Origin of the sequence: Streptomyces sp. GbtcB6, from assembly GCF_019091475.1 — a bacterium.
GTDB classification, from domain to species: Bacteria; Actinomycetota; Actinomycetes; order Streptomycetales; family Streptomycetaceae; genus Streptomyces; species Streptomyces hyaluromycini.
Genome location: NZ_JAGXJL010000019.1, coordinates 145,320 through 166,941, shown reverse-complemented (window position 1 = coordinate 166,941; position 21,622 = coordinate 145,320). Strand labels below are relative to the sequence as shown.

At 70.8% G+C, this 21,622-nt stretch carries 21 protein-coding genes; 7 read left to right on the top strand and 14 right to left on the bottom strand.

Annotated features, from left to right (window positions below):
- The first annotated feature begins 2 nt into the window (after positions 1 to 2).
- The gene (locus tag KVT45_RS29715; protein ID WP_254647512.1) at positions 3 to 821 is read left to right on the top strand and encodes an ABC transporter ATP-binding protein; all 819 of its coding nucleotides are present in this window, start codon (positions 3 to 5) and stop codon (positions 819 to 821) included.
- Here KVT45_RS29715 and KVT45_RS29710 read toward each other — a convergent pair.
- The 10 genes from KVT45_RS29710 to KVT45_RS29665 form a co-directional block, all read right to left on the bottom strand.
- Positions 790 to 2,967: a discoidin domain-containing protein gene (locus tag KVT45_RS29710; protein WP_217552184.1), complete on the bottom strand. Its 2,178-nt coding sequence runs from the start codon at positions 2,965 to 2,967 to the stop codon at positions 790 to 792. The two genes, KVT45_RS29715 and KVT45_RS29710, sit on opposite strands and share 32 nt — an antisense overlap.
- 54 nt (positions 2,968 to 3,021) lie before the next feature.
- Positions 3,022 to 4,638 (bottom strand): glycoside hydrolase family 13 protein, encoded by a 1,617-nt coding sequence (locus tag KVT45_RS29705; RefSeq protein ID WP_217552183.1) that lies wholly within the window; start codon positions 4,636 to 4,638, stop codon positions 3,022 to 3,024.
- Between the two features lie 31 nt (positions 4,639 to 4,669).
- The gene (locus KVT45_RS29700; RefSeq protein ID WP_217552182.1) at positions 4,670 to 5,551 is read right to left on the bottom strand and encodes a carbohydrate ABC transporter permease; all 882 of its coding nucleotides are present in this window, start codon (positions 5,549 to 5,551) and stop codon (positions 4,670 to 4,672) included.
- On the bottom strand, positions 5,548 to 6,507 hold the full coding sequence (locus tag KVT45_RS29695) for a carbohydrate ABC transporter permease (RefSeq protein ID WP_217552181.1): 960 nt from the start codon (positions 6,505 to 6,507) through the stop codon (positions 5,548 to 5,550). Before KVT45_RS29695 ends, KVT45_RS29700 begins: the two co-directional genes overlap by 4 nt.
- Before the next feature lie 5 nt (positions 6,508 to 6,512).
- Positions 6,513 to 7,865, bottom strand: coding sequence for an ABC transporter substrate-binding protein (locus tag KVT45_RS29690; protein WP_217552180.1), 1,353 nt, complete (start codon positions 7,863 to 7,865; stop codon positions 6,513 to 6,515).
- Positions 7,866 to 8,006: 141 nt separating this feature from the next.
- The gene (locus KVT45_RS29685; RefSeq protein WP_217552179.1) at positions 8,007 to 9,002 is read right to left on the bottom strand and encodes a LacI family DNA-binding transcriptional regulator; all 996 of its coding nucleotides are present in this window, start codon (positions 9,000 to 9,002) and stop codon (positions 8,007 to 8,009) included.
- A gap of 58 nt (positions 9,003 to 9,060) precedes the next feature.
- A complete protein-coding gene (locus tag KVT45_RS29680; RefSeq protein ID WP_217552232.1) occupies positions 9,061 to 9,876 on the bottom strand; it encodes an ABC transporter permease in 816 nt (271 codons plus the stop codon).
- Between the two features lie 28 nt (positions 9,877 to 9,904).
- Positions 9,905 to 10,768 carry an ABC transporter permease gene (locus KVT45_RS29675; RefSeq protein ID WP_217552178.1) on the bottom strand — a complete coding sequence of 288 codons (864 nt, stop codon included), beginning with the start codon at positions 10,766 to 10,768 and terminating at the stop codon, positions 9,905 to 9,907.
- Positions 10,769 to 10,771: 3 nt separating this feature from the next.
- A complete protein-coding gene (locus tag KVT45_RS29670; protein WP_217552177.1) occupies positions 10,772 to 11,974 on the bottom strand; it encodes an ABC transporter substrate-binding protein in 1,203 nt (400 codons plus the stop codon).
- An 18-nt stretch (positions 11,975 to 11,992) separates the two neighbouring features.
- Positions 11,993 to 13,024, bottom strand: coding sequence for an ABC transporter ATP-binding protein (locus KVT45_RS29665; protein ID WP_217552176.1), 1,032 nt, complete (start codon positions 13,022 to 13,024; stop codon positions 11,993 to 11,995).
- A 123-nt stretch (positions 13,025 to 13,147) separates the two neighbouring features.
- Here KVT45_RS29665 and KVT45_RS29660 point away from each other — a divergent pair, with 123 nt between their 5' ends.
- Entirely contained in the window at positions 13,148 to 13,888 is a 741-nt protein-coding gene (locus tag KVT45_RS29660; RefSeq protein WP_217552175.1) for a FadR/GntR family transcriptional regulator, read from the top strand.
- A 38-nt stretch (positions 13,889 to 13,926) separates the two neighbouring features.
- Complete coding sequence (locus KVT45_RS29655) at positions 13,927 to 14,706, top strand: cache domain-containing protein (RefSeq protein WP_217552174.1); 780 nt, start codon at positions 13,927 to 13,929, stop codon at positions 14,704 to 14,706.
- 57 nt (positions 14,707 to 14,763) lie between these two features.
- Here the strand turns inward: KVT45_RS29655 and KVT45_RS29650 are convergent, their stop codons facing one another.
- Positions 14,764 to 15,432 carry a hypothetical protein gene (locus tag KVT45_RS29650; protein WP_217552173.1) on the bottom strand — a complete coding sequence of 223 codons (669 nt, stop codon included), beginning with the start codon at positions 15,430 to 15,432 and terminating at the stop codon, positions 14,764 to 14,766.
- 259 nt (positions 15,433 to 15,691) lie between these two features.
- On the opposite strand from KVT45_RS29650, the gene KVT45_RS29645 reads away from it, so the two are divergent.
- Both KVT45_RS29645 and KVT45_RS29640 read left to right on the top strand, forming a co-directional pair.
- Positions 15,692 to 16,348: a helix-turn-helix transcriptional regulator gene (locus tag KVT45_RS29645; protein WP_089103888.1), complete on the top strand. Its 657-nt coding sequence runs from the start codon at positions 15,692 to 15,694 to the stop codon at positions 16,346 to 16,348.
- Between the two features lie 46 nt (positions 16,349 to 16,394).
- Entirely contained in the window at positions 16,395 to 16,952 is a 558-nt protein-coding gene (locus tag KVT45_RS29640) for a toxin-antitoxin system, toxin component (protein WP_217552231.1), read from the top strand.
- A 39-nt stretch (positions 16,953 to 16,991) separates the two neighbouring features.
- On the opposite strand, the gene KVT45_RS29635 is transcribed toward KVT45_RS29640, so the two are convergent.
- Positions 16,992 to 18,002 (bottom strand): alpha/beta fold hydrolase, encoded by a 1,011-nt coding sequence (locus tag KVT45_RS29635; protein ID WP_217552230.1) that lies wholly within the window; start codon positions 18,000 to 18,002, stop codon positions 16,992 to 16,994.
- Between the two features lie 256 nt (positions 18,003 to 18,258).
- Here KVT45_RS29635 and KVT45_RS29630 point away from each other — a divergent pair, with 256 nt between their 5' ends.
- Positions 18,259 to 18,486 (top strand): hypothetical protein, encoded by a 228-nt coding sequence (locus KVT45_RS29630; protein WP_089104125.1) that lies wholly within the window; start codon positions 18,259 to 18,261, stop codon positions 18,484 to 18,486.
- A 14-nt stretch (positions 18,487 to 18,500) separates the two neighbouring features.
- On the opposite strand, the gene KVT45_RS29625 is transcribed toward KVT45_RS29630, so the two are convergent.
- Both KVT45_RS29625 and KVT45_RS29620 read right to left on the bottom strand, forming a co-directional pair.
- Positions 18,501 to 19,181 carry a 4'-phosphopantetheinyl transferase superfamily protein gene (locus KVT45_RS29625; RefSeq protein ID WP_217552172.1) on the bottom strand — a complete coding sequence of 227 codons (681 nt, stop codon included), beginning with the start codon at positions 19,179 to 19,181 and terminating at the stop codon, positions 18,501 to 18,503.
- Positions 19,129 to 20,034, bottom strand: a complete 906-nt coding sequence (locus KVT45_RS29620; RefSeq protein ID WP_217552171.1) for a metallophosphoesterase — start codon at positions 20,032 to 20,034, stop codon at positions 19,129 to 19,131. Before KVT45_RS29620 ends, KVT45_RS29625 begins: the two co-directional genes overlap by 53 nt.
- 357 nt (positions 20,035 to 20,391) lie before the next feature.
- Here KVT45_RS29620 and KVT45_RS29615 point away from each other — a divergent pair, with 357 nt between their 5' ends.
- A complete protein-coding gene (locus KVT45_RS29615; protein ID WP_217552170.1) occupies positions 20,392 to 21,522 on the top strand; it encodes an ATP-grasp domain-containing protein in 1,131 nt (376 codons plus the stop codon).
- Positions 21,523 to 21,622: the final 100 nt, after the last annotated feature.

Below are 21,622 nucleotides of genomic sequence, written 5' to 3'. Positions count from 1 at the left end.
CCATGCTCGACGTACGCGGCCTGCAGAAGGTCTACGACGGATCCGGCCGCCGTGTCGAGGCGGTGCGGGACCTCACCTTCACCGTGGAGGCGGGCGAACTCGTCTGTCTGGTCGGCCCGTCGGGCTGCGGCAAGACCACCCTGCTGAAGTGCATGGGCGGCCTGCTCACCCCGACCGGCGGCGAGGTCCTCCTGGAGGGCCGCACAGTGACCGGGCCGCCCCCCGGGATGGCGTTCGTCTTCCAGGAGTACGGCCGCAGCCTGTTCCCCTGGATGCGGGTCGCCGAGAACGTCGAACTCCCGCTGAAACAGAAGCACTTGCCGCGCGAGCGGCGGAAGGTGCTGGTCGCCGACGCACTGGACTCGGTCGGTCTCGCGGATGCCGCCGGCGCCTACCCGTGGCAGCTCTCCGGCGGTATGCAGCAGCGGGTGGCGATCGCGCGCGCCCTCGCCTACGAACCTCAAGTCCTCCTGATGGACGAGCCGTTCGCCGCCGTCGACGCCCAGACGCGGGCCGATCTGGAGGACCTGGTCCGGGGGTTGTGGCAGGACCGCGGGATCACGATCCTGTTCGTCACCCATGACATCGACGAGGCGGTCTACCTGGGCCAGCGGGTGATCGTCCTGTCCGCCTCCCCGACCGTCGTCCAGGAGCAGCTGAAGGTCGATCTGCCGGACGAGCGCGACCAGTTGCACACGCGGGTCGCCCCGCGCTTCGCCGAACTGCGGACCCACGTCTACGAGCAGATCCAGGCGGCGAAGCGCGGGGTTCCCCGGGGGGAGGACCCGGTCACGAGGTCAGATACGCCTCCGCCTCACTGAACTGGCCCGCCGGCCAGCCGTTGTTGGCGGTGACGGTGAGCCGCAGGTAGCGCAGGTTGGTGGAACCGGGCAGAGGCACGGTCACGGTGTTGCCGGTGGCCGGGTCGAAGCGGTACCCCGTGGAGCCCACCACGGTCGAATAGGTGGAGCCGTCGGTGCTGCCCAGCACGGTCACGGTCTGGGTGCGCGCGCTCCAGGCCGAGGACGGGGGCAGCTTCAGCACCAGCCGGCGGGCCGCGTAGGAGGAGCCGAGGTCGATGGTCAGCGACTGCGGGAAGGCGTTGTTGGCGGACTCCCAGTAGCTGTTCGCGTCGCCGTCGACCGCCTTGCCGGGCGTGTAGACGTCCTGCGAACCGGTGGCGGTCGCCGGGCGGCCCTTGGCGAGGTTGCGGTTCGGGTCCGGGTCGGGGTTGCCCTGCCCCGGCGTCGGCCAGGTGGTGCAGTCCGACCAGGTGCCGGCCCAGCCGGAGTTGCCGCCCCCGTCGGTGAGCGCGAAGGAGCCGGAGTTCGCCGGGTAGGGGCAGTTGTAGATGCCGGCCGCGCCGACCCCGGTGGCGGTCACGTTGCGGAAGGCGGCGGCGCCCTGCGCCTCGGCCTGCACCACGACCGTCCCGGTGTTCTGCACGGTCGCGCCGGTCACGTTGACGTTCCTGACCGGGTACCCCTGCCCGCCGCCGGAGACGAACTCGAAGGCGCTGTAAGGGCTGTTGGTGATCGTGGTGTTGGTGATGTTGACGGTGGCGTTGATGGCGCTGTCGTAGGAGTCGACGCGCAGCGCGCCCATCGGGTGGTTCCAGTTGGGGTTCATCGCGCCCGTGCGCACGAGCGTGTTGCCGTCGACCGTGATGGTGCCGGACAACGGGGAGAACGGGTCGAGGAACTTCTGGTTGGAGATGGCGATACCGCTGCCGAGGGCGTTGGTGTCGGAGATCAGGTTGTTCTTCACCGAGAGGTCGGTGCCGCCGTAGATGGCGATGCCGTTGGCCAGGTTCGGCTGGGAGATGGTGTTGTTCGTGAAGCCGGAGTTGGAGTCGGCCGAGTTCAGGGACCACATGGCGAGGGAGTCGTCGCCCTGGTTGCGCAGGAAGTTGTTGCGGACCTGGACGCCGTGGGCGTTGCCGTTGAGGTTGAGGCCGTCGGCGGTGGTGTCGAGGATGCGGTTGTTCTCGACGACCAGGTTGTCGTTGTTGCCGGTCAGCCAGAACCCGCACTTGAGGTGCTGGATCCACATGCCGGAGACCGAACTGTTCGGCCCGAGCGAGCCGTTGACGAAGTTGTCCGGGTTGGAGTCGACGCGCTCGGTGACCTCGCCGATCACCGCGAAGTTGTTGATGTGGACGTTGCCCGAGGAGCTGGTCTGGTCGATGAACCGGGAGGTGTGCACGACCGAGTACCAGCTGCCGGCGCCAAGGAGGGTCACGTTCTGCACGCCACTCAGGGAGGACGTGAGTTTGTAGTCGCCCGGCGGGATCCACACCGTGCCGCCCTGGGCGGCGGAGATGGCGTCCCGGAAGGCCTGGGTGGAGTCGCCGTTGCCGCTGGGGTCGGCGCCCCTGGAGACGACGGAGACCGATCCGGCGGGCTGCCCGGCGGCCGCGGCGACCTGCTCGAAGTCGGCCACGTCGACAGTGACTTGAGTGCCGGTGGACTCGAAGGCGACCTTGTCGCCGGCCTGGATGTTCTGGCCGAGCAGCAGCCGGGCGTTGTCGAAGAAGTGGTGCTGCTTGGCGCCGGCGATCCAGCCGGTGTCGACGTAGGAGTACTTGGAGGTGACGGCCAGGGTCTTCGCCAGCTTGACCCCGTTGACGTACACGTTCAGGGTGCCGGTCTGGCCGTCGGGGACGCTGTAGGAGAGGTTCACGGCGTTGGACGCCTGGGGGGCGGTGAACTCGACCCGCTGCCCGGAGGCCAGGCGTACGGCCTGGCGTCCGGAGGCCTCGGAGGCGAGGGTGCCCTGGGTGTAGTCCGGGCCGATCTTGGTGCCGGTGGTGGTCGCCGACTCCGCTTCGACCGAGGTGAAGGGGAGGCTCGCGCCCGCGGCCGCGTGGGCGGCGGGCGCGACGGCGACGAGCATGCCCGCGGCGAGCGCTACGGCGGCCGCGACGGCTGGCATGCTCCTGACAGCTCTGCCCGTGGTGCTCTGCATGTGCTGATCCCTTCGTTGTGGGGGGACGGGGATAGCGAGAGCGGTACCGGCGGCTCAGTTCGTCAACCAGGCCGCCGTGTCCTGCGGCAGCCGGCCCGCGTCGTCCAACGGGCCGCTGCTGAGCAGGAGTCGGGAGTGGGCGGGGAGTTCGGCGGGGGTGGCGGCGAGGTTGACCACGCACGTCACACCCTCGGCGCGGGTGAAGGCGAGGACTCCCTCGGGGGCGGACAGCCAGGTCAGCGGGCCGTCGCCGAAGCGTGGGCGCAGGGCGATGGCACGTCGGTAGAGGGCGAGCACGGAGTCGGCGTCTTCCTGCTGACGGTCGACGGCGTACGACTCCCAGCCGGCCGGCTGCGGCAGCCACGGCTCCTCACGCGCACCGAATCCCGCGTACGGCGCCCCGGCCGCCCAGGGCAGCGGCACCCGGCAGCCGTCCCGGCCGGGGTCGGTGCCGCCGGACCGGAAGTACATCGGATCCTGGATGCGGTCGACCGGGATCTCGGCCTCGGGCAGCCCCAGCTCCTCGCCCTGGTAGATGTAGACCGCGCCGGGCAGGGCCAGGGACAGCAGGGCGGCCGCGCGGGCCCGGCGGGTCCCGAGGACGAGGTCCGTCGGGACGCCGAAGGCCTTGGCCGCGAAGTCGAAGCCGGTGTCCTCGCGGCCGTACCGGGTGGCCGTACGGGTCACGTCGTGGTTGCACAGCACCCAGGTGGCGGGGGCGCCGACCGGGGCATGCTCGGCGAGGGTGGTGTCGATCGAGTTCCGCAGCCGGGCCGCGTCCCAGGGGCAGGACAGGAAGGAGAAGTTGAAGGCGGTGTGGAGTTCGTCGGGGCGCAGATAGCGGGCGAAGCGTTCGGCGTCGGGGAGCCAGACCTCGCCGACGAAGACGCCGTCGTAGTGGTCGGCGACCGCGCGCCAGGACCGGTAGATGTCGTGGAGGTCGTCGCGGTCGACGAAGGGGTGCGGATGCGGGTGCGAGGCCAGGTCGGGCAGGTCCGGGTCCTTGGCGAGCAGGGCGGCCGAGTCGATACGGACGCCCGCGACGCCCCGCTCGAACCAGAAGCGCAGGATGTCCTCGTGTTCCTGGTGGACGGCCGGGTGGGCCCAGTTGAGGTCGGGCTGTTCGGGGGTGAAGAGGTGGAGGTACCACTCGCCGTCGGGCAGCCGGGTCCACACCGGTTCGGTGGAGCCGACGAACTGCGACGGCCAGTCGTTGGGCGGGAGGTCGCCGTTCGGGCCGCGGCCGGGCCGGAAGTGGAACAGCTCGCGCTCCGGGCTGCCCGGTCCGCCGGCCAACGCGGCCTGGAACCAGGGGTGCTGGTCGGAGACGTGGTTGGGGACGATGTCGACGATCGTCCGGATGCCCAGCTCCCGGGCCTCCGAGATCAGTTTCTCGGCCTCGGCAAGGGTGCCGAAGGCCGGGTCGATCGCCCGGTAGTCGGCGACGTCGTATCCGCCGTCCTTCATGGGCGACGGGTACCAGGGGCTGAACCACAGCGCGTCCACGCCGAGTTCGGCGAGGTACGGCAGCTTGGCGCGGACCCCCGCGAGGTCGCCGGTGCCGTCGCCGTCGTTGTCGGCGAAGCTGCGGACGTACACCTGGTAGATGACGGCCGAACGCCACCAGTCGTGGTCCTCGTGGTCCTTCGGGGCATGGCTGGGCTGTCCCACGGTGCGAACCTTTCTGTCGGAGGAAGGGCCGTCAGCCCTTGGTGCTGCCCGCGCTGATCCCGGCGATGATGTGCCGCTGGAAGACGAGGAACAGCGCGACCATCGGGATGCTGGCGATCACCATCGCGGCGATGAGCACGGTGAGCTGGATGTTCTGCGACAGCTGGACCAGGGCCACGCTGATGGGCTGCTTGTCGGTGTCGGAGAAGACCATCAGCGGCCACAGGAAGTCCTGCCAGACCGCGACCAGGGCGAAGATCGACACCACCCCGAGGACCGGGCGGGACATGGGCAGGACCACGGACCAGAGGATGCGCAGCTTTCCGGCGCCGTCGATCTCGGCGGCCTCCAGCACGTCGCGGGGCAGCTGGTCGAAGAACCGCTTCAGCAGATACAGGTTGAAGGCGTTGGCGACGGCCGGAAGCCAGATGCCGAGCGGGTCGTTGAGCAGGCTGGTGTGGATGAGCGGCAGGTCGGCGGCGGTCAGGTACTTGGGTACGACCAGGGCCTGGGCCGGGACCATCAGGGTGGCCAGGATGCCGCCGAGGATCACCTTGCCGAAGGCAGGCTTCAGCCTCGACAGGGCGTAGGCGGCGGCCGTGCAGAACACCAGCTGGAAGGCCCAGGCGCCGGCGGCCTGCACCACCGTGTTCCACAGGTGCTCCGGGAGCTGCATCAGGTCCCAGGCGTCGGTGTAGCCGGACAGGTGCCAGTGCTTGGGGACGATGGTGGGCGGGGTCTGGGCGACCTCGTCCGGTGACTTCATCGCCCCGGTCACCATCCAGTACACGGGGAAGAGGAAGGCGAGCGCGAAGAGGACGACGACACCGGTGAAGACGGTCCAGTAGACCGCCCTGCCGCGTGGACGGGCCAGCGTCGCCGGCGAGATCAGGGTGCGGGTGGCGCTGCTCATCCGTCCTCCCCGGAGCGGGTCAGCCGCAGGTACCCGGCCGAGAAGATGCCGAGCAGCACCAGGAGCATCACGCTGAGCGCGCAGGCGCCGCCGAAGTCGTTGTACAGGAACGCGTACTTGTAGATCAGGTAGAGCACGGTGACCGTGGCGTTCTCCGGTCCGCCCCCCGTGATGACGAACGGCTCGGTGAACACCTGCATGGTGGCGATGATCTGAAGGAGCATCAGCATGAGGATGACGAACCGGGTCTGAGGGATCGTCACATGCCGGACGCGCTGCAGCAGGTTGGCGCCGTCGAGTTCGGCGGCCTCGTACAGCTCGCCGGGGATGGACTGGAGCGCGGCCAGGTAGATCAGGACCGTGCCGCCCATGTTGGCCCAGGTCGCCACGATCACCAGGGAGATGAGCGCGGTCCCGGTGCCGTTGGTCCAGTTCGAGGTGGGCAGGTGCAGGAAGCGCAGGGTCTCGTTGGCGAGGCCGGCTCCGGGGTCGTAGAACCACTTCCACAGCAGGGCGCTGACCACCGGCGGGATCATCACCGGGAGGTAGACCACGACCCGGAAGAACGACTTGGCGTGCCGCAGTTCGTTGAGGACCAGGGCGAGGACGAACGGGATCGCGAAGCCGATCAGCAGGGCCAGCAGGGTGAAGGTGAGGGTGTTGCGCCAGGCCGCCGAGAACTCGGGGTCGTGCAGGACCCGGGTGAAGTTGGCGGTGCCGACCCACTCGGGGGACGAGCCCGGCGTGTACTTCTGGAAGGAGATCACGACCGCGCGGATCGCCGGGTACCAGGAGAACAGGGCGAAGCAGATCAGTCCGCCGAGCAGGAAGCCGTAGGCGCGGGCCTGGTCGGTGATCCGGCGCCGCCTCCGGTCCCCTGCCGGGGGCGGCGCCGGGGCCTGTCGTACGGCGACCGCCGCCGCGGCGGCGGGTCGTCGTGCGGCCGTCTTGGTCATCGTGGTCAGCCCCGGGCCAGGATGCCGTTGATCTTGTCGTTGGCGTCCTTGAGGAGCTGGTCGATGTCGGCGTCCTTCTTGGTGAGGACGGCGGAGACGGTGCCGTCGAGGACGGAGTAGATCTGCTGGGCGTCCGGCGGCTCGATCTTCATCTGCAGGGACTGGTTGCCGTTCAGGAACGCCTGGTAGTTCTCCACCGGCACGTTCGAGTTGGCCTTCTTGACCGCCTGGTCCTTGGCGTCGGCGGCGCCGGTGAACAGGCGCGGCTCGGGCAGGCCCACCGGCGCGTTGTTCTTCTTGGCGCGGGCGTAGTCGCCGAGGAAGCCGTCACCGGGGGTGAGGAACATGGAGTCGAGCCACTTGAGGCCGGCGCGGATCTGGGCGGGGGTGTCCTTCTTGTTGAACATGTAGCCGTCGCCGCCGATGAGGGTGCCCTGGCCGCCGGGCATCGGGCCGAGGGCGAGGTCGTTGTAGTTGCCGCCCTTCTCCTTGACGAGGATCGGGATGTTGTCCGGCGCGGAGAGGTACATGCCGAGCTTGCCCGAACCCATCATCTGCTGGACGTCGTTGATGATGAGGAGCTGCTTGCTGCCCATCGAGTTGTCGGTCCAGCGCATGTCGTGCAGGTTCTGCAGGACCGCGTGGCCCTGGGGGGTGTCGACGGTCGCCGTCTTGCCGTCGGCCGACACCACGTCGCCGCCCTGCGAGTACATCTCCGCGGTGAAGTGCCAGCCGCCCTGGTTCTGGGCGCTGTAGTCGGCATACCCGACGGTCCCGTTGCCGAGCGCGGCGATCTTCTTGGCGTCGGAGCGGACCTCGTCCCAGGTGGTCGGCGGCTGGTCCGGGTCGAGGCCGGCCTGCTGGAAGAGCTTGCGGTTGTAGATCAGGCCCATCGAGTAGCCGGTGCGCGGGATGCCGTAGACCTTGCCGTCGACGGTGTAGATGTCCCGCAGCTGCTTCTGGATGGTGTCGTAGCTCTTCAGGTCCTTGAGGTACGGCGTGAGGTCGGCCGCCTGGTTGATGTCCACGACGTGCTTGGCGTCGGTGAAGTACGTGTAGAACACGTCCTCCATCTGGCCGCCGGCGAGCTTGGCGTCGAAGGTCTTCGGGTCCTGGCAGGGGAACGCGTCGTGCGCGACGACGTCGATGTCCGGGTTCTTCTTCTGGAAGGCGGCGATGTCCTGCTCGAAGAACGACCGGTCGACCTTGGCGCTCTTCGGCGGCTCGCAGTTGACGGTGATGCGCGTCTTGCCGCTGCCCGCGTCGTCGCCGCTCGACCCGCAGGCCGAGGCGGAGAGCGCTAGCGAGGAACAGACGCCGAACGCGACGAGAGCACGGCGGAACCCGGTGCTGGACATCGGTGGACCCCCCAGAACAGGAGCAGTTGGGCGCCGCACCGGGACCGGTGGGCGCCGCACACTCAAGCACCGGCAGCACCGCCGCGCAAGATGTCACGCAGAATCTGTAATTATTCGACAGCAGATTGGATCTGCCGGGCCTCAGGCTTTCGGCGCTTGCGCGGTCGACCCCCTGACAACCAGCTCCGGCTCGAACAGCAGCTCCTCCGCCGGGACCACCGTGCCGCCGATCTGAGCGTTCAGCAGTTCGACGGCGGCCCGGCCCATGGCCTCGATGGGCTGGCGGACGGTGGTGAGCGGGGGCTCCGTGCAGTTCATGAACGCGGAGTCGTCGTAGCCGACGACCGACACCCGGGACGGGACGTCCAGGCCCTTGCGGCGGGCCGCCCTGATCGCCCCCAGCGCCAGGGGGTCGCTGGCGCAGATGATGCCGGTGACGCCCTGGTCGATGAGGCGCGTGGCGGCCGCGTGACCGCCCTCGATCGAGAACATGGCCCGGGCGACGCTCGTGTCCGGGAGGTCGCCCATGGTGCGCGCGGCGGCCAGCTTGCGGGCCGACGGGATGTGGTCGGCGGGGCCGAGGACGAGTCCGATCCGCTCATGGCCGAGGGAGGCGAGGTGCCGCCAGGCCTGTTCCACCGCGACGGCGTCGTCGCAGGACACACCGGGGAAGCCGAGATTGTCGATGGCCGCGTTGACCAGCACCACCGGGATGTTGCGGTCGGCGAGCAGCCGGTAGTGGTCGTGCGGTGCGTCGGCCTGGGCGAAGAGACCGCCGGCGAACACCACGCCGGACACCTGCTGTTGCAGGAGCAACTCCACGTAGTCCGCCTCGGAGACCCCGCCCTTCGTCTGCGTGCACAGCACCGGAGTGAGGCCGAGCTGGGCCAGGGCGCCGCCGATGACCTCGGCGAACGCCGGGAAGATGGGGTTCTGCAGCTCGGGCAGGACGAGACCAACGAGCCTGGCGCGTTCACCGCGCAGCTGGGTGGGGCGCTCGTAGCCGAGCACGTCGAGGGCCGAGAGCACCGCCTGCCGGGTCGCCTCGGACACCCCCGGCTTGCCGTTGAGCACCCGGCTGACCGTGGCCTCGCTGACCCCGACCTTTTTGGCTACTTCCGCAAGTCGTCGCGTCATGCCCGCAAGACTAGCGCAAGATACGCAAGCCTTTTGCGTAACGCCTCAAGGTCGTGGATCAGACGCGGCTGGCGGTCGCCGTGTCCGCCGACAGCCTTTGCGCAACGTAGATCGGGACGACGGACAGCAGTACGAGCACGGCCGCCACCACGTTCACCACCGGCGCCTGCTGCGGGCGGGTCATGTTGTCGAAGATCCACAGGGGCAGGGTCTGGACGCCCGGCCCGGCGGTGAAGGTGGTGACCACGATCTCGTCGAAGGAGAGCGCGAAGGCGAGCAGCCCGCCCGCGAGCAGTGCCGAGCGCACCAGCGGGAAGGTGACGTCGACGAACGCGCGGAAGGTGTCGGCGCCCAGGTCGGCCGCCGCCTCCTCGTAGGTGCCCGAGGTGCGGCGCAGCCGGGCGACGACGTTGTTGAAGACGATCACGACACAGAAGGTGGCGTGCCCGACGACCACGGTGAACAGGCCGAGCCCGACGCCGAGCGGCTCAAGGACCGTGCTGAACGCCGAGTTGAGGGCGATGCCGGTGACGATGCCGGGCAGCGCGATCGGCAGGACCACCACGAAGGAGAGCGCGTCGCGGCCGAAAAAGCGGTACCGGGCGACCGCGAACGCGACCAGGGTGCCGAGCACCAGGGCGATCGCGGTGGCCCCGAGTCCGGCCTTCACCGAGGTCCACAGCGCCTCGCGGGCACCGGAGCTGTGCCAGGCGGCCGACCACCAGCGGGTGGTCAGGCCGGACGGCGGCCAGCTCGCGCTGCGGTCGGGGCTGAGGGAGTTGACGAGGACGAGGAGGAGGGGGACGTAGATGATGGCGAAGCCCAGGGCGGCGGCGAGGCGGAGGGCGATACGGGCGGGCCGGGAGAGTGTCATGTGTGACATGTGACATAGCACCCTGTTGTCAGAGGCTGCTCAACGCCCCCGTCCGCCGCATCGCCAGCAGATACAGCACGATGACGACGACCGGGACGGTGGCGAGGGCGGCGGCCATGGGCAGGTTGAGTTCGATGTTGGCGTAGACGAGGTTGCCGATGAGCTGGGTCTTGCCGCCGACGATCTGCACGGTGATGTAGTCGCCGAGGCTGAGAGAGAACGTGAACACCGAGCCCGCGGCGACCGACGGCAGCACCATCGGCAGCACCACGGACCGGAAGGTCCGCCCGACGCGGGCGCCCAGGTCGGCCGAGGCGTCAAGGAGGTTGTCGGGCAGCTGCTCCAGCGCGGTGTGGATCGGCAGGATCATGTAGGGCAGCCACAGGTAGGTCAGGGTCAGTACGGTGGCCGGCAGTCCGAAGCCCGGCCCGCTGAGCCCGAATGGCTTGAGCAGCCAGTCGGCGAGCCCGCCCTCGGACAGGATCAGCCGCCACGCGTACACCTTGACCAGGTAACTCGCCCACAGCGGCGTGAGGATGGCGACCACCAGCAGGGGGCGCCGGCTCGGCTTGGCGACCCGGGCGGTGTAGAAGGCGACCGGGAAGGCGATCACCGCGCACAGGGCGGTCACCGCGAGGGCGACGCCGACGCTGCGCAGGATCACCTGCCGGAACACCGGCGTGGTGAACAGCTCGTGGAAGTTGTCGGTCGACCAGACCTTGACGACCTCGGAGGTGAAGGAGTCCGTCGTCCAGAACGCGGAGACGAACAGCACCGCGAGCGAGCCGAGGTAGAGCACGGCCAGCCACAGCAGCGGGGCGGTCAGCAGCAGCGCGAGGCGGAGCCGGGGGCGCCGGTGCAGCGCCCCCGCGGTCCGGGTGAGCAGGGCCATGGGTCAGCCCTTGATCTCGGTCCAGGCCTGCACCCACTTGGCGTACGGCACGCACTTGACGTCGGTGCGGCCGTCCAGGCACTGCTCGATGGGCGTGTTCCAGAAGGCGATGTTCTTCCAGTAGGTCTCGTCGGCCGCGTGGTAGGTGGTGCAGAAGTTCTTGTCGCTGGTCAGGTCGCAGGCCTTGGCGTTGGCCGGGGCCTCGCCGAAGTACTCGGCGACCTCGGCGTTGACCTTCGGGGAGACGATCCAGTTGAGCCACTGGTAGGCGCAGTTGGGGTGCTTGGCCTTGGCGGACACCATCCAGGTGTCGGACCAGCCGGTGGAACCCTCCTTGGGTACGAAGGCTTTCACCTTCGCGCCCTCGTCGGCGGCGAGGTTGGCGATGACCTGCCAGCTGGTGCCGATGACGGAGTCGCCGCTCTTGAAGGCGGAGATCTCCTTGAGGTAGTCGCTCCAGTACTCGCCGATGTCCGCGTTCTGCTTCTTCAGCAGCGCCACGGCCGCGTCGAACTGCTTCTGGTCGAGCGCGTAGGGGTCCTTGATCTTCAGCTCGGGCTTGGTGGCCTTGAGGTACAGGGCCGCGTCGGCGATGTAGATCGGCGAGTCGTAGGCGGTGACATGGCCCTTGTACGTGCCGGCGTCGTCGAAGACCGCGGACCAGGAGGTGGGCGCGGGGCTGACCTTCTGGGTGTTGTACATCAGCAGGTTGGCGCCGCGGCCGTGCGGGATGCCGTACATCTGGCCCTTGACCGAGTTCCAGGCGCCGTTCTTCAGGCCGCTGAAGATGTCCTTGTAGTTCGGTACGAGCTTGGTGTTGACGGGGGCGGCGTCGCCGGAGGCGATCAGGCGCAGGGAGGCGTCGCCGGAGGCGGAGACGGCGTCGTACTGGCCGGTCTTCATCAGCTTGACCATCTCGTCGGAGCTGGCCGCGACCTTGGAGTTGACCTGGCAGCCGGTCTGCTTCTCGAAGTCGGTGACCCAGTCCACCTTGGGGTCGTCGGAGCCGTCCTCGACATAGCCGGCCCAGGCGATCAGGTTGACCTCGCCCTCGGACTTGCCGAGCTTGGCGAGGGGTTTGAGGTCGGGCGGGTTGAGTCCGGTCGAGGAGCCGGAGCCGGAGGAGCCGCAGGCGGTGGCGGCCAGCAGCAGCGCGGCGAAGGCGGCCGCGGTGAGGGGACGGGTGAGGCGCACGGCGTACTCCATGACGTGAGGGACGGCGGGTCAGTCGGGGACGTGGACGGTGTGCCGGCGCTGCCAGCGCAGCCGGACGCGGGTGCCGCGGTAGGCGGCGACGTCCTCGGCGGAGGTGTCGAGGTTCTGCTGGAGCGCGGTGAGCCGGCCGCCGCCGTCCAGGTCGACCAGGAAGCGGGTGGCGTCGCCGAGGTAGACCACCTCGGCGACGGTGCCCACGGCGGTGGCGTGTCCTTCCTCGTCCGGGTCGGCGGTCTCCTTGAGGACCCGGATCTTCTCGGGCCGGACGCTGTGGGTGCCGCTCTCGCCGAGCACGCGCAGGGCGGCCTCGCCGGTGAGCAGGTTGGAGGTGCCGACGAAGGAGGCGACGAACGCGGTGGCGGGGCGTTCGTAGATCTCGGCGGGGGTGCCGACCTGTTCGATGCGGCCCTGGTGGAAGACGGCGACGCGGTCGCTCATCGTCAGGGCCTCCTCCTGGTCGTGGGTGACGAAGACGAAGGTGATGCCGACCTCCCGTTGCAGCGCCTTGAGTTCGATCTGCATCTGCTCGCGGAGCTTGAGGTCGAGGGCGCCGAGGGGCTCGTCGAGGAGCAGGACGCGGGGGCGGCCGACGAGGGCGCGGGCGAGGGCGACGCGCTGGCGCTGGCCGCCGGAGAGCTGGGACGGGCGGCGGCCGCCGAAGCCTTCGAGGCGGACCTCGGCGAGGGCCTTGCGGGCCCGGACCAGGCGTTCGGCCTTGGGGACCCGGCGGACCTTGAGGGAGTAGGCGACGTTCTGCTCGACGGTCATGTGCGGGAACAGGGCGTAGTCCTGGAAGACGGTGTGCACGTCCCGTTCGAAGGGGGCGCGGCGGGTGACGTCCTGTCCGGCGAGTTCGATCGTGCCCGAGGTGGGGCTCTCGAAGCCGGCGACCATGCGCAGGACGGTGGTCTTGCCGGAGCCGGAGGGGCCGAGCATCGAGAAGAACTCGCCGTCCCGGATCTCCAGGTCGACCCCGGCCACGGCGCTCGTGTCGCCGAACGACTTCCGCAGATCCCGCAACCGGATCGCGCTGGCCTCCATGGGCGGGAACCTTTCTGCCGCTCTCTTGCGTTGCACCTGGTGACCGGAAAGATATGAAGTCATAGTTCAAAGCTCAAGACCCTTCTGAGGTAAAGCTTGGGTCAACGCATAGGGTGGTGGGCCGTGAGACAGCACCAGACGGACGGCGGCGCCCGAAAGGCCGTCTTCGCCCCGGTGGACAGCGGGGCCCGGGTCGCCGCCGTCGTACGCCGGATCGGCGACGCCATCGACCTCGGCCTGCTCGCCGACGGGGAGCAGCTGCCCGGCGAGACCGAGCTGGCCGGACAGCTCGGGGTGTCCACGGTGACCCTGCGGGAGGCGCTGATGGCACTGCGCCAGCAGGGTCTGGTGGTCACCCGCCGGGGCCGGGGCGGCGGCAGCTTCGTGTCCTCCCCCGAGGTGCCCGACCGGGAGCGACTCACGGAGCGGCTGCGCGGCTGGAGCCCCGAGGAGCTGCGCGACCTCGGCGACCACTGGGCGGCCCTGTCCGGCACCGCCGCCCACCTCGCCGCGCAGCGCACGGAGGACCACGACCTCGACCAGCTCCGCCGGACCACCGAGGAGCTGCGCGGGGCGCCGGACGCGGCGGCGCGCAGCCGGGTGTACGGCCGCTTCCACGTGGAGCTGGCCGCCGCCGCCCAGTCGGCCCGGCTCACCCGGGAACAGGTCGCGCTCCAGACGGAGATCGGGGCACTGCTCTGCCTTGTGCTCGGTGACGACGAATATCGTGAAGAGGTGGCGGACCGTCACCGGTCCGTAATCTCCGCCGTGCAGGATGGGGCGCACGCACCGGCCAGGGAGCTGGCCGAGCGGTGCGTACGGGACTCGACGGCACGGCTCATCGCCCTGCGGCTGGCCCTGTAGCCGCGCCGCGCCCGCTCCCCCGTCCGCTGGAGGGCACCATGAGCCGCAGCACCGTCCCCTCCGGCCCGGTGGCGGCCACGCTCGACGTCGCCGAGGAGTACGTGGCCGCGCGGGTCGGCCATGCCCTGGAGGCGGTGTTCGACGCCGTCGCGGCCACCCGCGCCGACACGACCGCACTGCTGGCCCGGGTGGCCGCGGAGGGCCGCCGGCCGGTGACCGCGGACCTGGCCGCACTCCGGCCCGGTCTCCATCTGCGGCTGGCCCGCCAGGAACTGGTCTCCGGTGTCGGGTTCGTGGCCGCGCCCGGGGTGCTGGCCGACGTCCCGGCCTGGCTGGAGTGGTGGCAGAGCGACGCCTGCGGGGACGTACGGCCGCTGCTGCTCGACCTCGACCCGCGCACCTCGGCCTACTCCGACTACACACACTGGGACTGGTTCGCGCTGCCCCGGGACACCGGGCGGCGGGCGGTGGCCGGGCCGTACGTCGACTACCTCTGCTCGGACGAGTACAGCCTCACGCTGTCGGCGCCGGTGGAGGTGGGCGGCCGGTTCCTGGGCGTGGCCGCCGCCGACGTGTACCTGCGGCACTTCGAGGCGGCCGCGCTGCCGCTGCTGCGCGAGCTGCCCGGACCGGCGCGGCTGGTCAACGCCCGCGGCCGGGTGGCGGCGTCGGCGGACCCGGCGCAGCTCGCCGGTTCACTGACCAAGGGGCCGGACTTCGCGGCGGTGCTGGAGAGCGGGCGGCCGGGCACGTTCGGCGGGCTGCGGCTGGTGCCGTGCCGGGGCGTGCCGCTGGTCCTGGTCGTGTCAGGGGGATGAGACGTCGCCGGCGTCCGGCCCGGCGCCGTCGGCGACCTGAACGCCGACGGTGCCGGGTCAGCCTTCGGGGGCCGGGACGACGGTGAGATGGGCACCCAGGCCGCCGGGCCGGCGGGAGCGGCGCGGGGCGGCGGGGCGGGGGACGGCGCGCAGCACCAGGGTGTAACGCGCGTAGCCCATGTCCTGGAGGGTCTTGGGGGTTTCGCCGACGACCCGGCACTCGGTGGCGCCCAGCAGCGGGTCCGGGTGCAGCAGCGGCCGGACGGCTCCGTCGAGCTGTGCGCCGTCCTCGCCGACCACGCGCAGCCAGTGCGGCAGGCCCTGCCGGAAGGCGGCCTCCATGATGGGGTCCTGGGCGATCTCCCGGCGGATCGACTGGAGTTCGTGGTCGTGGCCGTACCGCTCCAGGGTGGTCTTGAACTGCGCCAGCATCGGCAGGCACCAGCCCGCCTCGTGGGCACCGAGGACCGATCCGGCGTCCGGGTGGAACAGGACGAAGCGCAGGAAATTATCACCGGGCATCGCGGTCGGATGCGGGGCGACCTCCCGGAAAAGTGTCTCGAACGCGCCGTTGGCCAGCACGACGTCCCAGCGGTGGTCCACCACCAGGGACGGGAAGGGGACAGCGTCCAGCAGTAACGCGTAGTCCTGGAGATACGCCTGGGCCTCGAGGCCCTCGGGGACGGGCCGCGGCACCGGCCGCCGCCCACCTGCCTGATATGCCATCGGGAGGTCACCCCTCTTGCCTATGCGGCCTTCTCGCGGCGATGTGATCCTGCTGCCCCACCCTGAGTCATGTCAACTATCGTGGCATTTCATGCCTGTTGACGTCCGAAATTGGCCACAGTTGTGGCGAGACCTGGATGTGAGTTCGAACCACCCGCTAATCTCCGGGGGGTTCATGCCGGGTGGATCACGGCAGTGCTTGTGAGAAGCCCCTGATTCCCCTGATTTGATTTCCCTGAGAGACGTAGGAGTTCTGTCGGTGACGGATGGCTACGAGGATCCGGGCGCCGCGGCGACCGCCCAGCTGCCGGCCGCCGTCGCCCGCGTCACCGCGCTCGCGGACCGGCTGGGTGTGCCGCACGCCGAGGTCTTCCACGTCGGACGGCTCTCCTTCGCCTGTGGTGTCCCCGAGCCCGTGGTCCGGGCCCTGCTGACCGGCCGCCCGGCGGGCGAGCCCGATGTCCAGGCCCGCTTCCTGCAACGCCTCGACCTGCTGCGCCGCACCCGGCTCAAGCCGAACGGCCGCAAGCACACCCAGCAGGAGATCGCCGACGGCGCCGGCATGTCCCGGCAGCAGGCCGGCGCCCTGATCAACGGTGACCGGCGGCCGACCATGGAGCACTGCGACGCCCTCCAGCGCTTCTTCCGCGTGCACGCGGGCTTCCTCACCGCCGAGGACCCCGAGGCCCTCGCCGGCGCCCTGCAGCGCGTCGAGCAGGAGCTGCTGCAGAAGCTGGCCGACCGGGAGCGGGCCGCGGCTGAGGCGGCCGTGGACCCGCTGGAGCGGCTGCTGCAGGACCACGGGGTGCGCGGCATCGCGTGGCGGGCCGCGCAGCTGCCCACCGACCAGCACCGGGACAAGGTCGCGGAATGGCTGGACATGCTCCTGGAGAGCGTCAAGCGGCCCGAGTCGTGAGCCGAGAGTCGTGAGCCGAGGGAGAAGAGTGGGCATCGGCAGGGACATGCGCCGGCTGAGCGGTGAGCTGGTCGGGGAGCTGACCCTGCCCGCGCCCGCCCCGCCGCAGGAGCTGTACCGGGCACTGTGCGACGCGCTGAGCCGCCGCCGCGGCCGCCCCGTCCAGTTCCGTACGGCGGTCTTCCCGCCCGGCACGGCCAGCGGGCTCTGGCTCGACCTGGCCGACCGCGACCTGGTCGTCGTCGAGGAACGTACCGTGCCCGACCACCAGTTGGTGATCCTCGGCCACGAACTGTGGCACATGCACGCCGAGCACTGCGGCCATGACGTGGAGGGGGTCGGGGTGGCCGCGCGACTCCTCGGCGCGGCCGCCGGCGCGGGCACCGGTACCGAGGCCGACCAGGCCGCGCTCCAGGCCGCCGTCCAGCGGGTGGCCGCCCGTACCCGCTTCGACCGGGCCGAGGAACGGGACGCGGAGACCTTCGGGCTGCTGCTGGCCAGCAAGTGCCGGACCTGGCTCGCGGGTTCGGCCCTGCGCGGGCCCCTGCGGCGGCACGACGTGGCGGGCCGCATCGAGGTGTCGCTGGGGTACCTGGGGAAGTAGGCGTCGCGGCCTCGGGGCCGTGACCGGCGCGGCACGGGCTCAGGTGGCGCTGCGTTCGCTCGCCTCGCGCAGGTCTCGCTGCGCGGCCGGGCCGTGGCCGGTGTCGGGGCGGCCGTCGAGGAGCAGGGTGCGCCAGTGCTCACGGCTCCAGTCCGCCGGGGCGGTGGTGGCTGTGAACTCCTGGATCAGGGCGACGAACCGGGCCGGGTCGGCGTGGAACGGGAAGTGCCCGGCGCCCTCGAAGATCTCCAGCCGGGCGCCGGGCATGGCCTCGCGGGCGCGGTGGGCGTGCCGTACCGGGACCACGCTGTCGCGGTCGCCCCACAGGAGCATGGTCGGCATGCCCTCGGTGAGATAGCAGCGGTCCAGCATGGTGACGACCTGGCCGCGCCAGTCGACGACCGCGCGCAGGGTGCGGATGAAGGCGTTGCGGGAGGTCTCGTCGGGGAGCGCGTCGACCAGGGTGAGCAGTTCCGGGGCGTCCTGGCCGAGGCCGGTGTCCAGAAGTCTCAGCAGGCGTACGGCCAGGCCCACTTGGAGGCGCATACCGGGCAACCGCAGCGCGGACAGCAGCAGATGGGCCCCGGGCAGCGAGACGAGCCGGAGCACCGGGTTGACCTCGCGGCCCACCCCGCCCGCGCTGACCAGGATGAGCCGCTCGGTGCGCTCGGGGAACTGGTAGGCGAACTGCATCGCGACTCCCCCGCCGAGCGAGTGCCCGACGAGGGTCACGGACTCGATGCCCAGGGTGGTCAGCAGGTCCCGCACCCCGTTGGCGTAGGCGGCGACCGAGTAGTCGGCCCGGGGCTTGTCCGACTCGCCGTGGCCGAGCAGGTCGGGGGCGATCACGGTGTGGGTGCGGGCAAGGTCGGGGATGAGTCGTGCCCAGGTCTCCGAGGAGTCCCCGATGCCGTGGATGAGGACCAGGGCGGGCCCGTCGCCGGCGATGCGGTAGGCGCGCCGGTATCCGTGCACGACCCGGTGGCGCGCCACGAGTTCCCCGTCGCCCACCGGGCGCAGGTGCGCGGTGCGCTGCGGACGGCTGGGCATCGCTTCTGTCACGGCTCGGCCTCCCCCGCTGTCCCGGGCCCGCTGCGGCCCGGCCGGATTTCTCTCCTTCCAGGGTAGGAAGACATTTCCCCAGGGGGTTTCGGTGTGGTTTCCGCTCTGCTAAGCGGGCGAACCGAGGCCGGGCGCGGGGGCGTTGTCAGTGGTGGACGGCAAGCTGGGGGGTGCGCACCGCACACGCGGTGTGCGCGCGCCGTCCGGGCGCGTGACCTCGACGACCGACGGGGAGAGCCGACCGATGCACACCGCCGTACTGACCGACCGTGAACGCGCCGCCGTCCAGGCCTATCTGCGGCTGCTGCACACCGTGCGCGCGGCCTTCGACGGGCCGCCCGGCGGCTCGCGCCCCTTCCTGGTGCCGCCGGCCGTGCTCGCCGAGGCCGAGGAGGCCCTGGCCGGGGCCGGACTGGCGGGCAACGAGGAGGCGTTCTTCCGGCTGCTGCACGACTGGTGCCCACCCACCTGAGCCGGCGGGGTGCGTCAGGGGTGCGGCACGACCACGGCCGAGGTCAGTATGCCGTGCCCCACGCTCCAGCGGCCCTCGAAGACCTGCAGCCGCCGCCCGCCGACCTCCGGGCCGGGGACGAGGAGGCGGGCGCGCAGGATGCCGTGCGGCCGCTCACCGGGCTCCGGGACGAGCTCGATGTCGGCCTCCATGAAGTCCAGCCACTTCCCGGTGAGGGGGAACCACGCCTTGTAGACGGATTCCTTGGCGCTGAACAGCAGGCGGTCCCAGTGCACGCCGGGCCGCTCGGCCGCGAGCCGGGCGAGCCGCTGCCGCTCGGCGGGCAGCAGCACGGAGTCGGCGACGCCCTCGGGGAGCGCGGCGTGCGGTTCGGCGTCGATGCCGAGGGAGGCCAGGTCGGCGGCGCGGACCAGGGCGGCGGCGCAGTAGCCGTCGCAGTGGGTCATGCTGCCGGCCAGCCCGTCCGGCCAGCGCGGGGCGCCGCGCTCACCGCTCACGACGGGCTGCGGCGGGACTCCGAGCTTCTCCATGGCACTGCGGGCGCAGGCGCGCACCGCGGCGAACTCACGGCGGCGCTTGGGCACCGCCCGGGCGACCAGCGCCGCCTCCTCGGGGTAGAGCGGGGCCTCGCGGATCGCCTCGTCACCGAGCATCTCCACGGCCACCACCGAGTCCGGGAGCAGCTCCTCGATCACCGGTTCCGACCTCCATCGGCAGAATTCGGCGCAGCCGGCCCGGTTCCCCGGAACGCTTGCGCCACTCGCGGGGGTATCCCACGGAGACCTCTTCGAAGCGGACCCCGTCGTGCCAGGTGGTCCGTGGGATGTGCAGATGGCCGTAGACCATGGCCGCGACCCGGAACCGGCGGTGCCAGTCGGCGGTGCGGGTGGTGCCGCACCACATGGCGAACTCCGGGTACCAGAGCACGTCGGTGGGGTGCCGGTCCAGCGGATAGTGCCCCGCCAGCACCGTCGGCAGGTTCTCGGGCAGTTCGGCGAGCCGGCGCTCGGTGGCCTCGACCCGGGCCCGGCACCAGTCCTCGCGGGTCGGGTAGGGGTCGGGGTGCAGCAGGTACTCGTCGTTGCAGACGACGCCGGTGCCGTGCGCGTAGGCGAGGCCCTCCTCCTTGGTGGCGCAGCCGGCCGGCAGGAAGGAGTAGTCGTACAGCAGGAACAGCGGTGCCACGACGACCGGGCCGCCCGGGCCCTCCCATAGCGGGTAGGGGTCCTCGGGGGTGACCACGCCCAGTTCCCGGCAGAGGTCGACGAGGTGCTCGTAGCGGGCGACTCCGCGCAGGGTGACCGGGTCCTTGGGGTGGGTCCACAGGTCGTGGTTGCCGGGCGCCCACAGCACCTTGCGGAAGCGGCCTGCAAGGGTCTCCAGCGTCCAGCGGATGTCGGCGACGGTCTCCGCGATGTCCCCGGCGACGATCAGCCAGTCCTCGTCCGTTTCCGGACGCATCTTCTCGACGAGCTCGCGGTTCTCCGGATACGAGATGTGCAGGTCACTGATGGCCAGCAACTGCCCGGCACCGGCCGTGGACTCCACCCCGTACCCCTTCCGATCATGTCGTCGGTCCCCACCACAACACACTTCGGGGGCCGGGAACAAGACCACCTGTCCAGCGGCCCGTCGGCCGTCACCCGGCCGGTCCCGAGCGGGGTCCCGAGCCGGTTTCGGGCCGTCAAGGAAACCGGCGCGGACGGTGCAGGAAAACGCGCGTGGACAGTACGGGGAAATCCGTAACACTGGCGTTGCACGCGGGGCCCCTTGAAAGCCGTATGATCCCCCCAACACCACCGCCACGAACTTCCCTTCGTCCAGGGCGGTTTGGTGACCCTCCAACCACCCTGCCCGGGCACGGGCCCGCTGACCCCTGCCCAAAAACCCCGAAAGGCGGCTTTAATGCGCTCTCGCGTACGCGTCTGGCTCAACCGCACGTACGCGGAGAACGTGTTCTTCATGGATCAGCTGCGGAGAAATCCCAGCGACCGGGCGGTCGAGATCCATGCGACGCACGGTGACGCCGACTCCCCCGTGCTGGCCGCCGCCGACACCGCCGACCTGGAGCCGGAGGGCCTGTCCCCGGCCGCCTACGTCGAGTACGCCCTGGACCAGTGCCAGCGCCGTGGCATCGATGTCTTCGTGCCCCGGCTGCACCAGTCGGCGATCGTGGCCCACCGGGCCGACTTCGAGGCGATCGGCACGGCCCTGCTGGCACCGACGCCGGAGGCGACCGCCGTCTTCGAGGACAAGGCGACCGCGTACGAGGCGGTGAGCTCGGTGGGCGTCCCGGTGCCGCCCTGGTCGCGGGTCCGCACGGCGGACGAACTGGTCGCCGCGGTCGAGGAGTTGGAGGCCGGCGGGCACAAGGCCTGCTTCAAGCCGGCCGCCGGTGCGGGTGGCGTGGGATTCCGCGTGATCACACGCGCCCCCTTCTCGCTCTTTCACCTCAACGGGTTCCCGGGGCCGTACGTCCAGCTCGACATGGTCGTGGACGCGCTGCGCCGCGCCGACGAGCCGGTGGACTGGCTGGTGATGCCGCGGCTGGAGGAGCCGGAGGTGTCGGTCGACTGCCTCACCGGGCCCGACAACCGGGTCCGGCTGGCCGTGGGCCGCACCAAGAAGGGCCGCCGGCGCGGGTTCACCCTCGACGAGCAGTGGCTGAAGCCGGCGCGGATCATCGCCGAGGGCTTCGGGCTGCACTACCTGTCCAACATCCAGTTCCGGATGTACGGCGACCAGCCCGTGCTGCTCGATGTCAACACGCGGCCGGCGGGCGGGTTGCACCAGCTGTCGCTCTGCGGGATCAACGCGCCGTGGGCTGCCGTGCAGTTGGCGCTGGGCGAGGACCCCGGGGTGATCGAGCCGCCGTTCCTGGGGCAGGACTACGCGGTGGTGTCGGGACCGCGGCACGTGCTGCCGTCCGTGCCGGTGGTACGGGAGGAGGCCGAAGAGCTGGTGTTGCCGGCGCCGGTGGCTGCGCCGCCTGTCGCCGTGGGGTCGATGGAGGCGGCGGGGGTGCTGCCGCTCTAGGTTGTCGGCCGGGTGCGGCGCCGTCTTGGCCGATCGCGCCCACGCGGCGGAGCCGCAAGTCGAACACAGCCCCGCGCCCCTCACGGGGCGCTCATCTCAC